The organism is Niabella soli DSM 19437, from assembly GCF_000243115.2.
Lineage (GTDB): Bacteria > Bacteroidota > Bacteroidia > Chitinophagales > Chitinophagaceae > Niabella > Niabella soli.
Genome location: NZ_CP007035.1, coordinates 3,255,036 through 3,275,085 on the forward strand (window position 1 = coordinate 3,255,036; position 20,050 = coordinate 3,275,085).

16 protein-coding genes are annotated in these 20,050 nt (G+C 45.4%); 3 read left to right on the forward strand and 13 right to left on the reverse strand.

Features of this window, described 5'->3' with window-relative positions; genetic code table 11:
- Window positions 1–77: 77 nt before the first annotated feature.
- Entirely contained in the window at window positions 78–1,556 is a 1,479-nt protein-coding gene (locus NIASO_RS13895; protein WP_008586793.1) for an aminotransferase-like domain-containing protein, read from the forward strand.
- A gap of 16 nt (window positions 1,557–1,572) precedes the next feature.
- On the opposite strand, the gene NIASO_RS13900 is transcribed toward NIASO_RS13895, so the two are convergent.
- The 6 genes from NIASO_RS13900 to NIASO_RS13925 all read right to left on the reverse strand — a co-directional run bounded on the left by NIASO_RS13900 (window position 1,573) and on the right by NIASO_RS13925 (window position 5,898).
- Window positions 1,573–1,884 carry a hypothetical protein gene (locus tag NIASO_RS13900; RefSeq protein WP_008586794.1) on the reverse strand — a complete coding sequence of 104 codons (312 nt, stop codon included), beginning with the start codon at window positions 1,882–1,884 and terminating at the stop codon, window positions 1,573–1,575.
- Between the two features lie 274 nt (window positions 1,885–2,158).
- Window positions 2,159–3,580, reverse strand: a complete 1,422-nt coding sequence (locus NIASO_RS13905; protein ID WP_008586796.1) for a Gfo/Idh/MocA family protein — start codon at window positions 3,578–3,580, stop codon at window positions 2,159–2,161.
- 133 nt (window positions 3,581–3,713) lie between these two features.
- Window positions 3,714–4,106, reverse strand: a complete 393-nt coding sequence (locus tag NIASO_RS13910) for an MGMT family protein (RefSeq protein WP_008586799.1) — start codon at window positions 4,104–4,106, stop codon at window positions 3,714–3,716.
- Window positions 4,078–4,269: a DUF5522 domain-containing protein gene (locus tag NIASO_RS13915; protein ID WP_008586801.1), complete on the reverse strand. Its 192-nt coding sequence runs from the start codon at window positions 4,267–4,269 to the stop codon at window positions 4,078–4,080. Before NIASO_RS13915 ends, NIASO_RS13910 begins: the two co-directional genes overlap by 29 nt.
- Window positions 4,256–4,960: a tRNA (guanosine(46)-N7)-methyltransferase TrmB gene (trmB, locus tag NIASO_RS13920; RefSeq protein ID WP_008586802.1), complete on the reverse strand. Its 705-nt coding sequence runs from the start codon at window positions 4,958–4,960 to the stop codon at window positions 4,256–4,258. The genes NIASO_RS13915 and trmB overlap by 14 nt, the downstream gene beginning before the upstream one ends.
- On the reverse strand, window positions 4,960–5,898 hold the full coding sequence (locus NIASO_RS13925) for a DUF3078 domain-containing protein (RefSeq protein ID WP_008586804.1): 939 nt from the start codon (window positions 5,896–5,898) through the stop codon (window positions 4,960–4,962). Before NIASO_RS13925 ends, trmB begins: the two co-directional genes overlap by 1 nt.
- A gap of 139 nt (window positions 5,899–6,037) precedes the next feature.
- Here NIASO_RS13925 and NIASO_RS13930 point away from each other — a divergent pair, with 139 nt between their 5' ends.
- Together NIASO_RS13930 and NIASO_RS13935 are read left to right on the forward strand one after the other, a co-directional pair.
- The gene (locus tag NIASO_RS13930; RefSeq protein ID WP_008586805.1) at window positions 6,038–7,171 is read left to right on the forward strand and encodes an arginase family protein; all 1,134 of its coding nucleotides are present in this window, start codon (window positions 6,038–6,040) and stop codon (window positions 7,169–7,171) included.
- A gap of 255 nt (window positions 7,172–7,426) precedes the next feature.
- Complete coding sequence (locus NIASO_RS13935; RefSeq protein WP_008586806.1) at window positions 7,427–8,476, forward strand: Gfo/Idh/MocA family oxidoreductase; 1,050 nt, start codon at window positions 7,427–7,429, stop codon at window positions 8,474–8,476.
- Here the strand turns inward: NIASO_RS13935 and NIASO_RS13940 are convergent.
- From NIASO_RS13940 to NIASO_RS13970, 7 genes are all read right to left on the reverse strand, one after another.
- Complete coding sequence (locus tag NIASO_RS13940) at window positions 8,473–10,050, reverse strand: hypothetical protein (protein WP_008586807.1); 1,578 nt, start codon at window positions 10,048–10,050, stop codon at window positions 8,473–8,475. The genes NIASO_RS13935 and NIASO_RS13940 overlap by 4 nt on opposite strands.
- A 1,439-nt stretch (window positions 10,051–11,489) precedes the next feature.
- Entirely contained in the window at window positions 11,490–12,230 is a 741-nt protein-coding gene (locus tag NIASO_RS13945; protein WP_008586808.1) for a glycosyl hydrolase family 28 protein, read from the reverse strand.
- A 28-nt stretch (window positions 12,231–12,258) separates the two neighbouring features.
- Complete coding sequence (locus NIASO_RS13950; protein WP_008586809.1) at window positions 12,259–13,740, reverse strand: glycoside hydrolase family 28 protein; 1,482 nt, start codon at window positions 13,738–13,740, stop codon at window positions 12,259–12,261.
- Between the two features lie 191 nt (window positions 13,741–13,931).
- The gene (locus NIASO_RS13955; protein ID WP_008586811.1) at window positions 13,932–16,778 is read right to left on the reverse strand and encodes a glycosyl hydrolase; all 2,847 of its coding nucleotides are present in this window, start codon (window positions 16,776–16,778) and stop codon (window positions 13,932–13,934) included.
- Window positions 16,768–17,622: a sugar phosphate isomerase/epimerase family protein gene (locus NIASO_RS13960; protein WP_008586812.1), complete on the reverse strand. Its 855-nt coding sequence runs from the start codon at window positions 17,620–17,622 to the stop codon at window positions 16,768–16,770. Before NIASO_RS13960 ends, NIASO_RS13955 begins: the two co-directional genes overlap by 11 nt.
- A gap of 5 nt (window positions 17,623–17,627) precedes the next feature.
- Window positions 17,628–18,443 carry a phytanoyl-CoA dioxygenase family protein gene (locus NIASO_RS13965; protein WP_008586813.1) on the reverse strand — a complete coding sequence of 272 codons (816 nt, stop codon included), beginning with the start codon at window positions 18,441–18,443 and terminating at the stop codon, window positions 17,628–17,630.
- A gap of 22 nt (window positions 18,444–18,465) precedes the next feature.
- Window positions 18,466–20,031, reverse strand: coding sequence for a RagB/SusD family nutrient uptake outer membrane protein (locus tag NIASO_RS13970; protein WP_008586814.1), 1,566 nt, complete (start codon window positions 20,029–20,031; stop codon window positions 18,466–18,468).
- Window positions 20,032–20,050 lie beyond the last annotated feature (19 nt).

The window sequence follows — 20,050 nt, forward strand, 5'->3', positions numbered from 1 at the left end:
TTCTTTGATGATCCTCGTAAAATTTTCGGCAAAACTATTACCTTTCCGGACGACTAAAGTAGTCCGGTTTTTATATTATGAGTAGTCCGGTTGTATTTCCCTGGCAAACCCTGATCCCCGTCGACCGGGACAGCGCTACGGCAGTTTATCTGCAGATCACGCACCAGGTCATCAATGCCATCCAGCGGGGCTATCTCCCCGGCGGCGCCCGGCTGCCGGGTACCCGCATGATGAGCACCTTGCTGGGCGTGCACCGCAAAACTATTATTGCCGCATATGAGGAACTGGATGCCCAGGGCTGGATCTATTCCCTGCCTAATAAAGGCACTTTTGTAAAATCAGAGGGCAGGGAAAACAAAAAGAAAAAACTCGGTACGTTCCCGCTAAACCAGTATCCTTCAAAAACGGGTTTTCATTTTACAAAAAGCAACTTATTGGATATATCGGTAGCGCCTGGCGACCAACCCTATCTTTTCACAGATGGTGCGCCTGATTTCCGGCTGTCACCAACAGACCAGCTCGCGCGTTACTACACGGCGGCACTACGCAGGAAGATCAACCGCCGGCATCTGGGGTATGGCTCCAGCGGCACAGATACCTTTTATAAAATTCAGCTTTCTAATTATCTGAATCAATCGCGGGGGCTCCACATCGCCCCAAAAAATATCCTGGCTACCCGGGGGATGGAAATGAGCATGTATGTGGCCGCCAGCACTTTGCTTTCGAAAGAAGACGTGGTGTTAGTAGGTGCATTGAGCTACTATAAGGCGAATATGATCTTTCAGCAGGCGGGAGCACAAATAAAAGCTGTCCCGGTTGATAAGGAAGGGGTTGACGTGGAGGTTATTGAACGCCTCTGCAAAAAACAAAAAGTGCGTATGTTGTACCTTACCCCTCATCATCATTATCCCACAACCGTTACCCTCAGCGCCCGGCGCAGGATCGAACTGCTGAACCTTGCCGCCACTTATGGGTTCATCATCCTGGAAGACGATTATGAATACGATTTTCATTATCAGACAAGTCCCATCCTTCCGCTGGCCAGTGCCGATGAAAAGGGGATGGTCGTGTACCTGGGATCCTTTGGAAAAACGCTGGCGCCCGGCTTCCGAACGGGTTTCCTGGTTGCCCCGGAAAACCTGATCGCTGAAATGCAAAAAATACAGGCCATTATTGACCAACAGGGCGATTCTATAACGGAGCAGGTTTTAGGAGAATTGATTACCGAAGGAGAGATACACCGGCATTTGAAAAAGACGCAAAAGATCTACCAGCAACGAAGGGATCATTTTTGTGAAACACTAAAGAGCCAGCTCGGCAATATAGTTTCTTTTACATTGCCGCCGGGGGGATTAGCTGTGTGGACGGAATGGGATCCGACCCTGAATTTATTAAGAGTAAGTAAAGCCTGCTCAGAGCAAGGAGTTCAGCTTCCTTCATTTTTGTTGTACCAAACACAACAATTAACAGCTGCGCGATTAGGTTTTGGAAACTTTACAACGGCAGAAGCAACGGTGGTGTTAAAGCTATTGAAAACGGCGGCGCAACAGGCATAAGCCACGATTCAGAATATCATGGGGCCGCTACTGCATTCAGCTTTCCTTCCATACGATCTGTATATCCCACACTGCCCAGCCGGAACCGAAGCGAGGTTTTTGTAATCTTTTCCATCTTTACTTCCTGCCGGCACATGAACCCTAAACGGTCATAATAAACGGTGCTGAGCGAAAGGGGTTTTACCGCTCGAAAAGAGCTATCGGATGCAGTGAATTTAAACACGCCACTTCCGATACCCCCTTTTTTACTATTGGTGGGAACGGCACCCTGCTGTGCCATTGATTGCAGGTAACAACAACTCAAAAGAAGAAAAAGGATCGTTTTCATCTGCGCAGCTTTCAATTATTGCATAAGTAAAATTACTACTCTTATCGACAAAAAAGCTGTTTTCTTTATTCAACGTCAATCATCTTATTATCGTCATTTCGACTAGAGGATTTGTATGCACAAAATCCATGAGGCAATGACACATAGTCGAGTGTCGTCACGAACCCGAGTCAGGAGGGAGAGAAATCTCGTTCTCTAATGATGAGATTTCTCCTCGCCCTTCTGCGTTTGGCTCATCGAAATGGCGATGGGCCCGCCGGGATATATTCCTTCTTTATATCTTATAATAATCTTCCCAGCCCTTACGCGGCGGAATACCGGTTAAGAACGCATCCGCAAATGCATCATTTTTTATGCGGTGGGTAGCGCGATCAAAAACAATTTTGCGTCCCAGTCGCTGCGCCATCACACCCAAACAAAATACCTGGCTGAGCGGACCGGCAATCTCAAACGGAGAGCGGGTTTTTTCCTTGCCCTGGCAGCTCAATAAGAAATTAGCGAAGTGGTTGGACGGGCTTTTGGGCACTACCGGTAATTTCTTTTCCATTTCCTTTGCTTTTTCTTCAGGGATAATGGAAAGGGTACTGGCGTGTGAGCCTCCTTTAAACGTAAGCGTTTTACTATAAATTTCTTTTCCCGGGTTCAGTTTTACTGCCTGGATCTGTTTGCCGCCTACCGTAGGAATGGTTGAATCTAATTTGGAAGCACCAAAGCCTTCCGGTAGCTTGGGAATATTATCCAGTCCGTCATACCAGGTAACCACTACCGGTGGCATTTTTCCACGGGCAGGGAATTTAAATTCAATGGTGCTGGCCATGGGATAAAAATAATCGTTATGTCCGTCCAGCCGGGTGGGGTTCACTTCCTCTGGTAAGCCCAGGTCCAGGAACTGGTGGGCCGTATCCAAAATATGCGCTCCCCAATCGCCCAGGGCGCCCATGCCGAAGTCGTACCAGCAGCGCCACTGTCCGTAATGGAAGTCTTTATTAAAGTCATGATACATTTGCGAAGAGAGCCAGGTATCCCAATCCAGCGTTTCGGGAATAGGTTCCGCTGCGGGGAATTTTTTAATATTAGTATCCCAGCCAAACCAGCGGCGCGGGCTGTTCATATGCGCCGTTATTTTTGTAACATCTTTAATAATGCCGGCTTCCACCCAGGCCTTAAACTGAAAATAGTTCCCTTCAGAATGCCCCTGGTTGCCCATTTGCGTAACTATTTTGGGATATTTTTTTGCAGCTTTGATCATCAGCTCCACTTCATTAAACGTACGCGCCATAGGCTTTTCGCAATACACATGCTTGCCCAATGCCATTGAATGTACGGTAATCGGGAAATGCGCAAAATCAGGTACAGCAATCGTTACGGCATCGATATCTTTTGCCATTTTATCGTACATCTTCCTGAAATCCTGGAATTGTGGTGCGTTCGGAAATTTTGCGATGGTGGCCTGGGTATGCTTGGCACCCATGTCCACATCGCATAAAGCCACCACGTTGGCCAGTTGTGTTTTGGCAAAATCACCAATGATCTCGCCGCCCCGGTTACCGATGCCAATATGGGCCAGGTTTACTTTGCCGTTGGCACCGATGATGCGGTTATAACTGGATGCGCTCACTTTTGTGAACATACCGCTTAGAGCAACGCCACTGGTGGCCAGTGCCGAATTGCGGATAAAGGTTCTTCTTGTTGTCATAATTGAAAAATCGTTAAAATTTATGGCGCATGGCGGGGTAGATGTTCCGCAGCGTAGATAGCGAATTTATGCAATTTAGTTTTTGAGCATTCAGAAGATAGCGAAATCGTTTTAGTTGCGATGGCAGTTCCCCTTAAAACAATTCTTCCAGCGGATTCCAGAACTTTGTTTTGAAATCCATCACTTTATCGTTTTTTACTTTGACTCCTTCCCTCTCCAGTAATTCCTGCATATACGTGATCGTTTTAAAAGCATGTTTACCCGAAAGCAGTCCCATGCTGTTGACCACGCGATGGGCAGGTATTTTAGGCTTCACACGCCCGGCATTGCTCATGGCCCAGCCCACGATCCGTGCTGATTTTCCTGAGCCAATGGCTTTTGCAATAGCGCCATACGAAGTAACGCGGCCCCGGGGTATCTGGCGGGCAATAGCATAAATGAGGTCAAAGATCGTGTCATCGGTTTTGCCCGATGGGCGTACCGGCTTCAGCTTTTCGTCATTCCTGCTTTTTTTTGTTGCGCTCATTTAATAACTGTGTTTTCTTTGGCTCGGGAACATTTTCATAATTATACGGGCAATGCAAACAACCATTGCTACAACAGTACCCCCGCTTTAAATGATACCGGGCCGTAAGTACTACCAGGCCTGCTTCATTTATATAATAATCTTCTCCCTCAATCAAGCTCATAACGGATGGCTTCTTTTAGCTCACGGTCTTTTTCTTCCGGCGCCAGCATCGCCGGTAACTGAAAGGAGATATAATGGATGCGGTTACTTTCCGCAATATCCAGACTTTCGTAATAAGTTTTTATTTTCAATTCCGCTGCCAGATCGGTTTCTTTGTAGAGGTCATCCGTTGCGCGGAGCACTGTACAGCCATACATCGCTGCTACCTCTTTTGTAAAGCGGAACAAAGCAGGGCTATCCGTTTTTAAATGAATGATCCCGCCGGGTTTTAATACCTGTTGATAGATCCTGAGGAACCGGGGATGCGTTAATCTTTTTTTCGCCTTAGAAAAGCGCAATTGTGGGTCGGGGAAGGTGATCCACAGTTCCTCTGCTTCGCCTGGTGCAAAATACTGGTGGAGTTGTTCAATCTGCACGCGCAGAAAAGAAACATTGGTCAGCCCTTCTTTTGATGCTTTTTTCGCGCCGGCCCAAAGCCGGTTCCCTTTTATATCTACCCCTATAAAATTTTTGCGTGGGTGCAGGCGCCCCAGGCCCAGGGCGTATTCACCTTTACCACAGGCCAGTTCCAACACAATCGGGTGCCCGTTTTTAAAATGACTATTCCAGTTGCCCGGCATTCCCTCCGGAAACTGCAACACATTGGTAAAGGTGTTCAGTTCGGCAAAACGTATTAATTTTTTCTGCGCCATTATCGGTTACTAAAACTATAGGATAATCCAATTCCCAGCATGGATCGTATCTGTGCCCGCGGGGCATCGCTGTGAGGGCCGAACAATCGTACATCATCATCATAAATAAGATCCAGGGCGTAGGTGAGCGCAAAGCCTTTTCCCAATTTAATTGCCAGGAGGTTGGTCCAGTACACATCAATATTCTGTGGGTTGTGCAGGTAATTGGAGTAAAAATCTGCCCGGCTCTTAAAAGAGATGGTTTTACTGAACTCTTTAAAAAATCGAACTGTAGCAAATGCGCCGAATTCTGTTTTATAATGACTGCCGGAATCCACACCATACGCGCCTTTAGCCGCTAAAGAATCGTCCATTACAATGGTTCCTCTTACAGTAACAGGGGAAAGAAATATTGAAAAGCTTTTATCCGGCTTATAGGTAAGCCCCGGGCTAATGAGCCCATATGCAGGGGAAAAGAACTTTGATGTCAGCGTTCTTGAGGAATCCGTATAATCATATCCATTCAGCATCTGCGAACGAAAGTTTGCCAGTACACCCACATCCCATTTTTTGCTGATATCATATGCATATTTGGTAACCAGGTCAATACGGTCATCATTTTTACGTGTTCCCTGCGATGTAGTATTTATGTATCCCAGGTTAAGATCAAGCGTATTGTCCCAGTGACGCCTTCCATCCTCATAAAAGGCATAAGTGCTCAATAAGGAGTTTAATGCCAATGAAAACTTATCACCGCCCGCAGCCCAGTTACTTAAAGACCCCTGCGCTATATTAAAATTGAAAACACCGCCTGTTTTCCAGGTTTTGGAAAGGGTGTCATTGGGGTCTTTTTTAAAAGTATACGTGGCATCCGTTTGAAGTTTTTTTACTGTTGTATCCTGAGCCTGACCCGCCAAACCGGCTGCCAATAATAGCCCTGCAAAAAGAAAGCGCTTCATAAAGATTGGTTTTTTTCAGGGGCAAAAATAAGTGTATGTTTTTAAAGGAGCATAAGAATCGGCACTTCTTTGACTAACTGCAATAAAAACTTTATAAAGGGCCTTATAAATCTTTCCCTGATTATGTTATCTTGCGCGTATGTCAGATCATTTGAATATTGAAGCGTTTTTATCTCCGGTAAATCTTATAGCGATTGCGGGTGATACTATTTATCAATCGAACCAGGTAGGCAGCAGTATCGCCATTTATGATGTTGAGTTTCCCGATCTGGAACTAACCGAATTGGTTTTGGTAGGCTGCGGAGAACAGCGGGGCAATGGTGTACTGGGAGCCCCCGGGGCTGCTCCGGATTGTATCCGCAGGCAGTTTTATTCTTTATTCTTCTGGCATGAAGGAATAAAAATTGCAGACATCGGTGATGTAAAACAAGGCGCTTCCTATACAGATACTATCGCCGCCTTAAGAACCGTAATCGCAGCGTTGATTGATGAAGGGAAAATGGTAATAGTCCTGGGCGGATCCCATGATCTTACTATGGCACAATACGGCGCCTGCGCCTTGCAAAAGAAAGTAATGGATATTTCCGTAGTAGATGCGATCATCGATCTGGATATGGAATCACCTTTCCCGAATGATCATTTCCTTATGGAGATGCTTACAGGAGAACCGAATTATATCCGCCACTACAATCATATCGGCTTTCAAAGTTACCTGGTGCACCCGGGGATGTTGCAAACCCTCGATAAATTGAAATTCGATTTTCACCGCGTAGGGCACGTCAAAGAAGATATTGAACAGATGGAGCCATCCATAAGGGGGAGTCAGCTACTTTCATTTGACGTTAACGCCATTGCAAACGCTTATGCGCCTGCGAACCTCCTTACCCCTAACGGCCTTAATGGAGAGGAGGCCTGTATCCTGATGCAATATGCGGGAATGAGCACGGCAATGCAAACAATTGGCATTTTCGGATACGATGCAAAAAACGACCGGGATGAGTTAACCGCCAAACAGATCGGTCATATGCTCTGGTACGCAATTGACGGCGTTCACCGGAAGAAAAAAGAAGCCGCTCTTGAAGAACGGGAATCGTTTAATGAATACGAGGTGATCTTTTCGGAAACAGCCACCCGTTTTCTCCAGAGTAAAAAAACAGGCCGCTGGTGGATGGAGCTTTCCAATAAACACTTTGTTCCCTGCAGCTACAACGATTATCAACTGGCCGCCAATGGTGAAATTCCCGAAAGATGGTTCCGGGAACACCAGCGGTAACTATACTTCACGAGAGATAAATTAATGCGTTTTTATAGCTAATCAATTCACTTATATCCCTTGTTTAGCATAAATGTAAGATATCGAATACAGAATGTAAAATGAAAAAAAGGATGCGTTTATGAAAGAGAACCGGTCGATTTTACCGGACTCAATTCTGCATTTTTCATTTTCCTGACGTTTATTAAAGAATATTTTTTTCCTTGCCCAATATATAACGAATTAGGTACTTTTACTTTTCTTTAAACTACGATCATGAGTCAACCCATTATCACCGGTATTGCCTCTTTTGGCATGAGTGGAAAATTGTTTCACGCCCCCTTTATTGATGCGAGCCCTCATTATGAGTTAAGAGCCATCGTGGAGCGGCATAAAGAAGAATCCCGGGAACGCTACCCCAACGCAAAGCTGTACCGTTCTTTCGACGAGCTGATAGCGGACCCGGAAATAGAACTGGTGATCGTTAATACCCCGGTGCAAACTCATTTTGAATATTCAAAAAAAGCGCTGGAAGCGGGAAAAAATATTGTGGTGGAAAAGCCCTTTATGGTCAATGCCGGGCAAGCAGCACAAATAGACGCCCTGGCAAACGAAAAAAACCTGTTCCTGAGCGTATACCAGAACCGCCGGTATGATGGCGATTACAAGGCGATAAAGGATGTGGTGTCAGAAAATATGCTGGGCGAACTGAAGGAGGTAGAACTTCGCTATGACCGGTACCGGCCCGGCCACAGCGGTAAGGCACATAAAGAAGGCGACCAGCCGGGCGCCGGCAACTTGCACGACCTGGGTGCCCATCTTATTGACCAGGCGCTGCAGTTATTTGGTTTTCCCGAAGCTGTTTTTGCCGACATTTTAACCATGCGGACGGAACTGATCGCCAATGATTATTTTGAAGTACTCCTTTTTTATCCCAGGCCCTTCAGGGTACGAATTAAAGGAACCGTTTTTGCTAAGGAATCGCCCTATCCGTTTGTGCTCCAGGGCGAGAATGGCACTTTTTTACAGCAGCGGTCGGACCTGCAGGAATCTAAACTGCTGGAAGGCGTGAAACCCTCTATCGAACCATGGATTTCTACGCCGGAAGGATTTGACGGGGTACTCCACACCACCATCAACGGCCTGGACGTGCAGCAACAAACACGCTCTGAAATGGGGAACTATATGAACTATTATGAAGATGTTTATCGTGCGCTGCGCAACCACGGGCCTAACCCTGTGCCGGCTTCGGATGCAGTTTTAACCATGCGCGTGATCGATGCGGCACTGCAAAGCAGTAAGGAAAGAAGAGTGGTGACGCTTTAATGATCCACCTCCACCGGAACCACATTTTTGCTATGCTTGCTTTGCCGGAACTTTTCTTCTATAATGGTGCGCATTGATTTGCCTTCCACCTTGCTTTCCAGCCAGGAAATTATATCCAGGTACGCAAACGACCGGGTCTCAAACCGGTTCCCTTCCAGGTGTTTTACTTTATGCAGGAATTTTGCGAACTCCGGCTTTAACTCATTCCTTGAATAATGAAACGAGCCCCGGAAGAAACGAAAGATCTCCTGCTCAATAACCGTAAGATTTTTCATTTTTGACATATAGCGGAATACAGACCGCGTCAGCGAATCCATCAGCTCGAGGTTGCCCAACTCATAATGCGCCAGCAAATGCACCAGCCGGGCATAACATTGCAGATCGGTCCTTAAATCTGATGAATCATTAATGATCTTCTGCAGATAGTCAATACTGGTGCTGTAATCGCCCGAAAGGAAGTACAGCATCGCTATTTTATAATTAATCACCATTACCCGGTGCCGGTCCAGGAATAAGGCATATTCCGACAACTTATCCTCGATATAAGGCACTTCCCGCAGGCCCGCTGCGGTTTGCCCGGTTATGGTAAAATAATTGATCTTGGCGCTGGCAATATACACAAAGGACTGTACCCGAAAATTCTCATTACTTTGTACCCGCTTGGTATGACTAAAGTCCTCGAACTGATGCAGATCGATCGTAAATTTCTCGTAATTCCTCAAGTCAAAATGGGCGTTCAATAAATTATGATATCCCCGGATAAAATGCCCGGTTTCCGCCCGCTGCATGGTGGGCTTTTCATAAAACAGGTCTACCCATTTCTGCACATACCGGTAATACAATAAAAAGTCCTGCCGGATAAAAGCGTACCAGGTATAACTCTGATAATAATACAGGCGTTCATAAAACCCTCCCTGCTGCGCCGACCCGGAGGGAAGATTTTGCCGGAAAAACTTTTTCACTTTATCCTCTTCCGCCTCGTTCCGCGCATGCCCGTTGGCTATAAAAAAGCCGTACATCTGCAGGGAAAGGTTAGAGAGGCGGGTGATCATATTCAGCTTGGTATTGGCTTCGTTCGATTCTTCGGCCAGTTCATCCATGCGGCTCACAAAACTATTGGTAACGTTCAGCGCCTCAATACGTTTCTCCAGCGATAGCAATTGTGGTAAAAAGAAAAATTTCTGGTTCAGCTTGGCCGTTTCCTTTGCCTTATCAATAACCCGCAGACTTTGGTAAAATAATCCTTTTTTATAGAGAATATGAGCGGTATCGAATAATTCATTTAATTGAAGATCAAGACTTTCGCTGCTTTTCAGCAAGCGCAGCCCTGCCAAAATTTCCCGGTACAGGTGCGATTTAAGGTTAGATAGCTGTGGTTTGGTTACGTCTTTCAGCTTTTTCAGCAACGCCTTTTCATCGTATTGCGGCATTTTGTCCAGCGCATCAAAAAGCTTGATCACTTTAAGATCTTCGTTTCCGGAGCTACGGGTAATATACAGCTTAAAATGCCGTTTCTCAGACTTTTCTAATGATTTGATCAATTGAAATAATATATCTCCGGGCTTGCTTGGCATAATGCGCAAATTTAACGGCAATCATTACATAAACAATAATATCGAGCAAAAATAGCCTTGGACATCGGAAGCATAACAACGCAAACCACAGTACTGTAAAGGGTTTTAGCGTTTTTATAACGCTTTAGCCATACGAGCCGGGTCCAATTGTTGGTTTGGAAGCCCCTCATCAAAAGGACTATCTTTGTGTAACAAATGAGGGGTTGAATAAGTGAGACAAAAGCTGTAAGCAGCAAAAGCAGATTTTTACTTTTTTTCATATGGCAAGCAATCGTTAGAGGTCAGTCCGTTTCTACGGAAGGACCTTTTTTCTTTAGCATTATTTTAACGATTGAAGAAGAATCTTTTTAATTGATTCATCGTCCTATTACCAGAACTGTTTTATTAAATAAGTATAAAACAGTACAATAAAGAGTTTTACATTTTTTTCATATGGCAAGCAATTGTTAGAGGTCGGTCTGTTTCTACAGAAAGACCCTTTTTTTTAACTGTGTAATTTTCGCCAGAGAATAAATTGGTTACCGATCATCCAGTACGCTAAATAAAAAAAGCAACCATCAGAGGCAATCAAAGTTAGAGGTCATTATAAATAACTTTCGTTATTTATGATCAATAGCAACTTAATACGGTTAATAAAAAGTTAATTGATTTCGAGCAACTAAAATAGCGGTATTTTTTAACAGCAAGTTATTTTATTTGAAGATTTTTTTAACTTTTTGATTTTCTCCAGTAATTATTGATTTAATTATACAATTTTCAAAAAAATAAATGCCTTGGATATAATTATTCTTTGGCCGTGTATTGCAGACACAGCCTGCATTTCACTCTTTTTTTGATGAATTGAAAGTGATAGGATCCGCAATAGTTTGTGTTTGCAGGCGGTTCCAGGGGTGTTAACTTTGTGTAACAATTGAGGGGAGAGTTGGAAAGTGAGACAAAAGCTGTAGGCAGCAAAAATTGTAGTTTTTTAAGTTTTTTCATATGGCAAGCAATCGTTAGAGGTCAGTCCGTTTCTACGGAAGGACCTTTTTTGTATTGATTATCAACAAATAAAAAAAGCGAACTCCAGGAGAAATTCGCTGATTCATTTAAGGCAAGGTCACTCGCAGAGGTCATTAAAATGCGTTGATCATGGGTAATTTAACACTAATATAGGATATATATTATTAAAATGTTAAACGGGGCGATAATATTTTTGTTTTTAAAATTTTCACCCGTTTTTATTAGTTTTTATTCAATGCTGAAAGTTAAGCAATCCAGATTCGCGTGTTAATTGTACCCGATTATTAGCTTTTTTGATTGTTAACTTAACTGTAACATTAGCAATGTTTTAAAGTGGCACGAATTCTGTTTACTTTGTATCAGAAGTTATTTATTAACTTTTTTCATATGGCAAGCAATCGTTAGAGGTCAGTCTGTTTCTACAGAAGGACCTTTTTTTATTCCCGGATACTTTTCCCCCGGGGGTCAATTGTCCGGTCTACCCGGATATTAGTACTTTGTAACGCTTCCAATAACGGGCGTTGCAACACATCAATATAGGAATCCTTTATTGCTATTTTTTCCGATTTAAGAATCAGAATGCCCCCGGCGCCCCTGGCCTGCTTACTCGTTATATTTATATTTTCAACGCTCACATCCCTGCAATGATCAAAAAGCTGGGCTTTCCCGCATCCGTTCCAGAGGTTTACCGAATCAATCTTTATGTTGGCACAATTGGTAAATGCCATTAATGCGGCGTTTGCAAGGTCCTTTTGCCCCGCATATCCCTTTTTTTGAAGCATAGCAATATTTTCGAGCAGGGCAGGACCGTTTCCGTCAATTACCCCTTTTCCTGAGATCCCGATATTCTTCTGGCCGTCTGCGCTGATCAGGGCTTTTATTTTTGCAGTATCATTATAGTCATAAATGGAGGAGGCGCCTACCAGCACTGCCCCTTCCTCAAGCTTAAGGATCACATTTGATTTAAGCAGTATACTTCCGGTTACATAACGGCCTACATAGAATACCAGCCGGCCGCCCCCGTTTTCATGAATAAAATCAATTGCCTTTTGTATAGACCGGGTATTATTGGTTACACCGTCTGACAGGATCCCAAACAGGGAGGCTTTGTAATCTTTTGCCCCTGCCAGCAAAGGAAAAGCAATTATTAAAAGCAGTATTACTTTCAGCTTTTTCATTTTAAAACTTTTTAATAAACAAATGAACTTATCGCGTGCGGGTGGTACGGTGCAGGAAAATTTCTTTTTTATTTCCGGAACCGGGCTCTGTTATATTGATCTTATTAAGGGTTGCTCCTTTTACATCATCGAATACTATTGCCGGGCGATAATCTTTCTCCTTTGCGCGCAGGCGGATATTATCGAACCGGATCCCTTCCGCATGGCGTACATAAAATCCCCAGGCCGGCAACTCTTTGAACTGCGAGAATTCGGGGTAGGCCGTTGGCATTTCAGGAATACTGTCCAGATCCGCCTCACTTAAGCCCCGTTTTGCATAACTGGGATTACCGCCGCCGGGGTATACGATCTCAATATTCTGCAGGGTTACGTCCCGGATCTTATATTGTGGCAGCCCAACAATACTTGCCGGAGAAATATTACGGGGCAGGTCTTCCACCGGTCCTTCGTAACTGTAACCCGCATCGGGCTTGGTTAGGGGCACTTCGGCATAAACGTTTTTGATCAATATGTTTTTCATTACAGGATGCTTCCCATTGCTCCACCGGTCGCCGATACGCAGGTAAATAACATTTCCGGTATTAATCGACCGCACACCATCTACCACAATATTTTCGATAAGAGCGCCATCCACAGCAGCGAACGTAATGGCGGAGCGATACGTATCTACTATTTTAAGATTGGTTACTTTAAAATTGCGAAAGCCCCCACGGGAAACCGTTCCAAACTTGAGGCCGTTGGCGCTGGACCGGCCGGTACAATTGTCTACTACCACATTCTGACAGATCTTTGTGGCATCATGCGACTTAAAACAGATCACATCATCGGCTGCATCAAAATAGGAATTCTTAATAACAACGGAATCACAATCCACCACGTCGATGCCGTCGTTGTTCCAGTAATTTTTACTGTCCACTTTAATGCCGTCCACATATAAATTTTTACACTGGTCATAGGTCTGGTTCCAACTGGCGGGATTTTTCAACGTTATATTTGTGATCCGCACATTACTGCATTCCCTGAAATAAATATTTTGCGGGCGATTCGTTTCGTTGGGGCGGTCATATTTGAGCGGATCGTTTACAATCCCCTTCTGGATAAGCGCCACCATATTATTTGCTGTACGGAAGCCCCGGCCGTCAATCATCCCTTCGCCGGTAATACCAATGTTCTGTTGCTTTATGGCAAAGATCATGGCCGTCCATCCCACATAAGTATTCTTCTCATAATCCAGGGGATTAACGGAGCCGAATAAAACCGCGCCCTTTTCCAGATGCAGGGTAACGTTTGATTTCAAAAAAATGGTTCCCGTAAGGTAGCGGCCTTCCTTAAAGACCAGCCGGCCTCCGCCGTTTTGGGTGATGTAGTCTATGGCATGCTGAATGATCGCACTGTTTAACGTAACGCCATCCGCTTTTGCGCCAAAATCCATGATATTATAATCTTTCGCCTGCGCAATCATTATTTGGGTGATCGCAACAATTGCCAGGATAATTTTTTTAAACTGCATATTTTCTTTTTTTAAACAACACAACCTCAAATGATGTTGATCTCAGTTTTCCCGCTGATTTCAGGCAGATCTAATACACCGCTGATCACCGCAGATTGATCTTCTGCGCAAAAAAATCTGCGATGATCCGCGGGAAACGCAAAAGAACCTGAAGGTCTAAACAACTTCATTTATTATTTATCGAACCTATATTAAAAATAAGTGACCGGGCCTATTAACCCCATGGACCGCATGGGTTGTGGTTTTCTTTTACCATTGGTCCAGTATTGCGCAACGGGGTTATCTTTTAATGATTTCATATAATTGCCCATGGTGGTGGTTACGGCAATTTCAATGGAATTTTCTCCTGCTTTTATAAAGGGTTTTACCTCGTACAGGTAGCGGCCAAACCAACGCGCGTCCAGTTTTTTACCATTAATAGTGAGCTGCGCGATACCCAGTACTTCCCCCAGATCTATATAGTTTGTCCCCGCCTGCCCTTTTACGAAGGAATTGCGGTAAATGACCGTACCGGCAAAGCTTTCATGATCCGGTAAATCCTTCAGATCTTTTAGCGCGGGTAAAACGGCTTCTTTTACAGAGCCATCAATATGCCGGAACTCGGCCTTCCAGGGCGTGCTGATTATGGAAGATTGATCATTAACCGCCGGCACTTCCACATACACGGGCGCTTTTTTCCTTTTGGTTTTTTCAAAAACGAAAATGCGCATGTCTGCAGGATACAATGTCAGACTTATTTTCCGGTCGTTTTCCAGTTGATACAATTGCCCGGTAACGGCATCCCAGTAATGCCCGAATGTATTCTGGTACTGATCTGCCCCCGGGTTGATGGTAACGGCAGTACTGTTGCTGATACTGGAATTAAAGATCAGCAGCATATCCACCGTTTCATTCGTATAACGTACCTGTTGTATAAACCGGTTTCCTTTTTCTATGGTTACATAAGCCGGAATATGATATTTGGCCTGCACTTGTTTATACCATTCGGGGTAGTTCTCCTGCGGAGCCTTTTCGAAAATAAACCGATCGCTGAAGGTTTTCAGTTCTTCCATTATTTTACGAACCAGACCGGTTTGTTCTATAGCATTCGACTTGCCAACCGATCGATCCGGAACATTTTGCACACAAACAACCCTGCCGCCCGACTGTACAAACTGCAATAATTTATTAGCCGTTACCGGTTGCAGGCTTTCTACCTGTACCAGGAAAAGGGTATGGTATTTTCTGGGGCCGTAGTGGAGGAATCCATTTTCCACAGTTGCCTGATTGATGATATTGTCTGAAATATAATCGCAGCCATTGCCATTCTGATGTATTGCTTCCCAGATCAAAGATAAATTAGTGGGGTAAGTCAACGAGGGAAAAGGCTCATTACCTGCTCCAAATTTTGCCCACGCATCATACAGGGGCGGCAGGATGGCGATATCTGCGAAAAAATCGGCGTGCTGCAACAGCGCGGAGATACGGGCTTTGTAATCATTGATCAGTTTAAAAAACGGCCAGTAGGTATTGCGCTCGTTCATAAAATTCCCGTACCGGATCCAGCCGGGAAAGGGTGCATTCTTAGGCGAATAGTTAAACCCGTGATAAACGGAATGCGTAATCCCCGTTATTAAACTTTGGTCTGACGCCAGTTTAAGTGTTTCCAGCGAGGCGTTAAAAACCATGTCGGTATTGGTACATTCTTCGCAACTGATCACCCGTTTGCCCGCCAGATGCGCTCCGGAGGAAACAAATTTGTTTACCATGGAATAGCCCCGCCCGATCCGGTAATCCGTTTCGGGCATTTCCTCACCCACGCCATACTTGATCCAGGTTTCCCCTTCAGGAATATCCATTCCCATTGATCCTTCCAATGGGTGATAGCCTCTGCCATAGGCCTGCGCGCGGGATAATAGCCCATTTTTTTTACACAATTCCTCGAAAGAATCCACAAACCGTTCTTTGAGCAGTTCTATTTTGGTACGGTCAAAATCGCAGCGCACCCGCTCAATAGTATCCTGAAACTCCGGGGAAAACTGCACCCCGTAATTATAATCATAAACATTACCCATTCCCCCGGTTTTGAAGAGAATGAGGGGCAGGTAGGGCATCAGGTCGTACCCTCTTCTTTTTTGAAACTCAGCAGCCATATCGGGGGTCCAGTTGGCGCCTTCCAGCTCCAGGCTGTCTACAAAAAGCGCCCGCACCCTGCCTTTCAGCGGGCCGATCCGGCGCTGGATGGTATCCGTCATATGATTAAGGTATTTTTCAACGGCTGCTTTGTTATAGTGGTTTAATACCGGACCATTGGCGCCCGGCGCCCCGTTGATCACCTCTAAAAAGGCGTTTGTTTTCAGCAAAGCATATATCGCATAATTTCCCCGCGGTACTTTCGTTTTGATAAATCCGGAGGGGATCTGATCCGACAGGTCCACTATTTCATCCAGTGACTTCATCGGGTCGGGTAGCATAAAAACCTTTTGAATTTCCAGCTCGCGGCGCGGGTAAGGACTGGTGGTGGCAGGATCTGCTTCCTTTATAAAATCAAGCAGCGGCGCCTCAAAATCCATCAACCCTATTACCTTTTTTACTCCGATGGTCATCACCGAAGCCCGCTCATCCCCGGTAAGGTATTCTGCACCAAAGGGCCAGCCAGACCCCACGATGAGGTCGCAGGTGAGGTCCAGTTTTTTTGCTTGCGTCAGTGTAAAATCCAGCGCGTCGATCCAGCCGTCGCTCAGCCAGGTTAGCGAAGGAATATTCATGTCATCTGTTCGCTGGGGGAATTTTATGGGATTGATCTCCACACCGCCAATACCGGCTTCTTTTAGCAGTTGCAGTTCCCGCAGCAGTTCCGGTTGCTCCACTTTATCACCATTCCACCACCAGCGTACGAAGGGACGGTACACCGGTTTGGGTGTTTTAAATAACTCGTACAATGAATCGTGGGCAACTGTTTGCACCCTGTTATTGTCCAGTGCCCAGGCGATGTTGTTGTACAGTATTCCCCCCAGGGTTAGTAAAGAGCCCCGTTCCAGAAAAGTTCTACGCTTCATATCCCGCTTTCGTTTTGTTATATCGTTCGTTCAAAAAATTTTTCATCCACAGGTTTAACCGCCATTGCTCCTCCCGGAGGTCTGTCGTTCTATTGGCCGGCACCATATAGGGCGGCGGTCCAAATTCAGGGGTGATGGTGATTTGCTTTCTGCCCTGACCGCGGCAATAGTCCACCCATTCATCCCAGATCTTCAAATGCGCTGTTAATGCCGCAGCATATTCCGGCAACGCCGGGTCAAATACCTGTGGCCCTTCGGTATGCCCTACCCGGGCATGTAAATGGAAGGTTTGTTTGATTGCTGCCTGCACCGCTTCCTGCTGATCTTCCAGGTAACTTTCCGAAACACAGAACCAATGCGACACATCCAGTGTTAGCGCCAATTCCGGCGTTTGCAGCAGCAACGGGTACACTGTATGTGCGGCATACGACCATTTATTGCGGTGCGTTTCCTGGCAGATCTTAATGCCCGTTTCCTGCGCTACTTTTTCGCATACGTCCAGACAGGCCACTATTTGTTCGTTGGTAAAAAACTCTCTTCCCCCCTGCACGCTGATAAAAAGGGGGCGTTTCCCGGCACTGCTTATTGTTGCCAATCTTCGAAGATCCTTTTCCAGGTCTTTCAAATACGAGTTGACATTGCGATAGGGCTGCGCCACCTGCATTACGATAGAGAAATCCAGGTCGAATTTTTCCAACAGGCCCAACACGTCTTCCGCATCGAATGGTTCGCCAAAAGGGAACCATTCGATGCCCGCATAACCGGCATCTTTTACTTCTTTCAGGAATAGGGTCCATGCTACCTGTTCCGAGCCCCAGCGCGGACAAAGAAATTTTATTTCCAAGGAATTTATTTATGATAGATCAATGGATTTTGTTCCTCATTATTCAGCAGGTCGCCAACGGCCAGCGTTTTAAGATAGTCTTCCGGCAGAATATTGGGCTCCCCGTTAAAAATATTTCCGTCCGGCATGTAGGCACAGGTCATTGCCCTGCGATGGCCGCTGGTCATATTGGCGCCGGCGCCATGAATAGTCAACCCGTTATGAAAGGAGCAACTGCCGGCTTTCATTTTTGCCGCAACAGAATTTACTTTTTTAAACTGCGGATATACCTCAAAAATCCCATCCATATTTTTACCGATCCCCTTGTTTTCAAAAGTAGTTTCTTTAAACGAGCCGGGGATAAAATAAAGACAGCCATTCTCCAGCGTTGCATCATCTAATGCCACCCAGATGGATAGGGCTCTACGATCCGAAAAAGACCAGAAGGGCGTGTCCAGGTGCCAGGAAGTGGGATTGGCCCAGGGTTTTTTAAACAGGGCCTGGTCATGCCAGATCCGTATTCCGTCTGCCCCTGAAAGTTCGGCCAGCATTTTCCCAATGCGTTCATCACACATTATCTTTTTGACCCGTTCATTTGTTTGCCACAAGTTCAACAGTTGATCAAAAACCTTGGAGAAATATTCTGCATCTTCGTTAATCCCGTCGTCCATTCCAACTTTTATGTTCTGCCCGGGGATCTTGATCCCGTTCCGTTCGGCGATGGCGTCTGTAACTGCTTCCCGCCATTCCTGCAATTCTGTAGGCGATAAAAAATCATCAACTACTAAAAAACCGTTTTCCCGGTAATAGCCGATCTGTTCCTGTGTTAATTCGCTCTTCATTGTTTATTGTGTTTAGAGGGCATTAATACCCCGGATTTTGTGTTAATTGGCTATTGAGATTTCGCTCGTTTTGTGGAATCGGGTATAACAATTTGTTTTGCGTTACCGTAAAGGACTGTGGCAGCATATAGGGATATTTTTGTTTTGCTGTAATCCCATAGGCTGTCATTACAGTAACTGCCTGACCGGTACGGATCAAATCCTGCCATCTTTTATTTTCAAACGCCAGCTCCCTTCTTCTTTCCAAAGCAATGGCATTGCGCAATTGAGCCTGATCCGTTGTTGTAATGTTGTGCGCGGCATCGCCAAAAGCACGCGTTCTTACCTGGTTGATATAAGGCAGCGCATCACCCGAAGCCCCGGTTTCGTTTAGGCAATCGGCCAGCATTAGCAACACGTCTCCGTAGCGATATAAGGGCCAGTTTTGATCTGTATTCTGATTGGTATTCGGGTAGGGCGGGAAATAATATTTCTTACAAAAATATTTTGCTGTAACCCCTGCAGGTGCGGTGTAATTTACCGCGCTTACCACTTTTGTGGGAACAAAATCCTGGTTGCTGTTGATGGTTCCTTCTACCACGCCCACGGAAGCCGCAAACCGGGTATCACCGGGTTCAAATGCGGCTATCAGGTTGTCTGTAGGCACATCCCATCCGCCATAGGCGTTTACGTTAAAGTTTACGCCCAACAAAACGGTTGTAGCCGGCATGTTTGGAATAAAACGATAAATAAAGGCGCTGGATTGACCTGTGGTACCGGATTGATACTGCACGTCGAATATGAGCTCCCTGTTTTTACTGGCTAGTTTATTTGCGGGATCAAAAATGGAGCTAAAATTGGTCAGAAGCGTGTAGCCCATTTTCGTAACACTCTGCAGCAACGGCAGCGCACTGGTATAATCTTTACGCTGCATATAAACCGCCGCCAGTTCTGTTGACACAACGCCTTTATTCATCCTGCCGGTTTGCGCATCCGCAAAAGTAGGCGCCGGTAACAGGTTTACAGCATCCTTCAGGTCGCTGATCACCTGTGTATATACATCGGCAGCAGGAGTTCTTGGAAGAAATGCCTGGTCGTAAGCAGCCGTTTCATGCAAATGGAGCGGCACATCCCCGAAATTACGAACCAGGTCAAAATAATAATGTCCTCTTAAGGCTTTGGCCTCGCCTGTGATCAGGTTTTTCAGAGAATCTGACATAGTCGTGTTCTTTTCCAAATGATCCAGCACCGCATTCACACGGTTGATACCCGTATAGGCGGCCTGGTAGCGCACCAGGGTTACGCCGTTGGTGGCATCGTCCAGGAAGGTGGAAATATTCTCGCGGGCGGCATTTCCCCGGTCTTTGGCGTAATAATCGTAGGTGGCATTATCCGAGCGCATTTCATCCATCCAGAATGCGTTGTTAGCGATATCCCGTAACGAGGTATAAGCTCCCACTACTGCCTGCTGATAATCTGCATCTGTTTTGTAAAAGATGCCTTCATTCAAATTGCCTTCGGGATACAGGGTCAGAAAATCTTTCTTACAGGAAGACAGCAGTATTATTATTGCCAGGCAAGTGGCAGTTGTATATTTAAATCTTTTCATGATCTTTTTTAATTGTGCG

Coding starts and splice junctions, on each gene's coding strand:
- NIASO_RS13910 (WP_008586799.1), bottom strand. CDS start 4,106: ATGAGCGCAACAAAAAAAAGCAGGAATGACGAAAAGCTGAAGCCGGTA.
- trmB (WP_008586802.1), bottom strand. CDS start 4,960: ATGGCGCAGAAAAAATTAATACGTTTTGCCGAACTGAACACCTTTACC.
- NIASO_RS13940 (WP_008586807.1), bottom strand. CDS start 10,050: ATGCCAAGCAAGCCCGGAGATATATTATTTCAATTGATCAAATCATTA.
- NIASO_RS13950 (WP_008586809.1), bottom strand. CDS start 13,740: ATGCAGTTTAAAAAAATTATCCTGGCAATTGTTGCGATCACCCAAATA.
- NIASO_RS13915 (WP_008586801.1), bottom strand. CDS start 4,269: ATGAGCTTGATTGAGGGAGAAGATTATTATATAAATGAAGCAGGCCTG.
- NIASO_RS13905 (WP_008586796.1), bottom strand. CDS start 3,580: ATGACAACAAGAAGAACCTTTATCCGCAATTCGGCACTGGCCACCAGT.
- NIASO_RS13900 (WP_008586794.1), bottom strand. CDS start 1,884: ATGAAAACGATCCTTTTTCTTCTTTTGAGTTGTTGTTACCTGCAATCA.
- NIASO_RS13935 (WP_008586806.1), top strand. CDS start 7,427: ATGAGTCAACCCATTATCACCGGTATTGCCTCTTTTGGCATGAGTGGA.
- NIASO_RS13970 (WP_008586814.1), bottom strand. CDS start 20,031: ATGAAAAGATTTAAATATACAACTGCCACTTGCCTGGCAATAATAATA.
- NIASO_RS13965 (WP_008586813.1), bottom strand. CDS start 18,443: ATGAAGAGCGAATTAACACAGGAACAGATCGGCTATTACCGGGAAAAC.
- NIASO_RS13930 (WP_008586805.1), top strand. CDS start 6,038: ATGTCAGATCATTTGAATATTGAAGCGTTTTTATCTCCGGTAAATCTT.
- NIASO_RS13925 (WP_008586804.1), bottom strand. CDS start 5,898: ATGAAGCGCTTTCTTTTTGCAGGGCTATTATTGGCAGCCGGTTTGGCG.
- NIASO_RS13955 (WP_008586811.1), bottom strand. CDS start 16,778: ATGAAGCGTAGAACTTTTCTGGAACGGGGCTCTTTACTAACCCTGGGG.
- NIASO_RS13895 (WP_008586793.1), top strand. CDS start 78: ATGAGTAGTCCGGTTGTATTTCCCTGGCAAACCCTGATCCCCGTCGAC.
- NIASO_RS13945 (WP_008586808.1), bottom strand. CDS start 12,230: ATGAAAAAGCTGAAAGTAATACTGCTTTTAATAATTGCTTTTCCTTTG.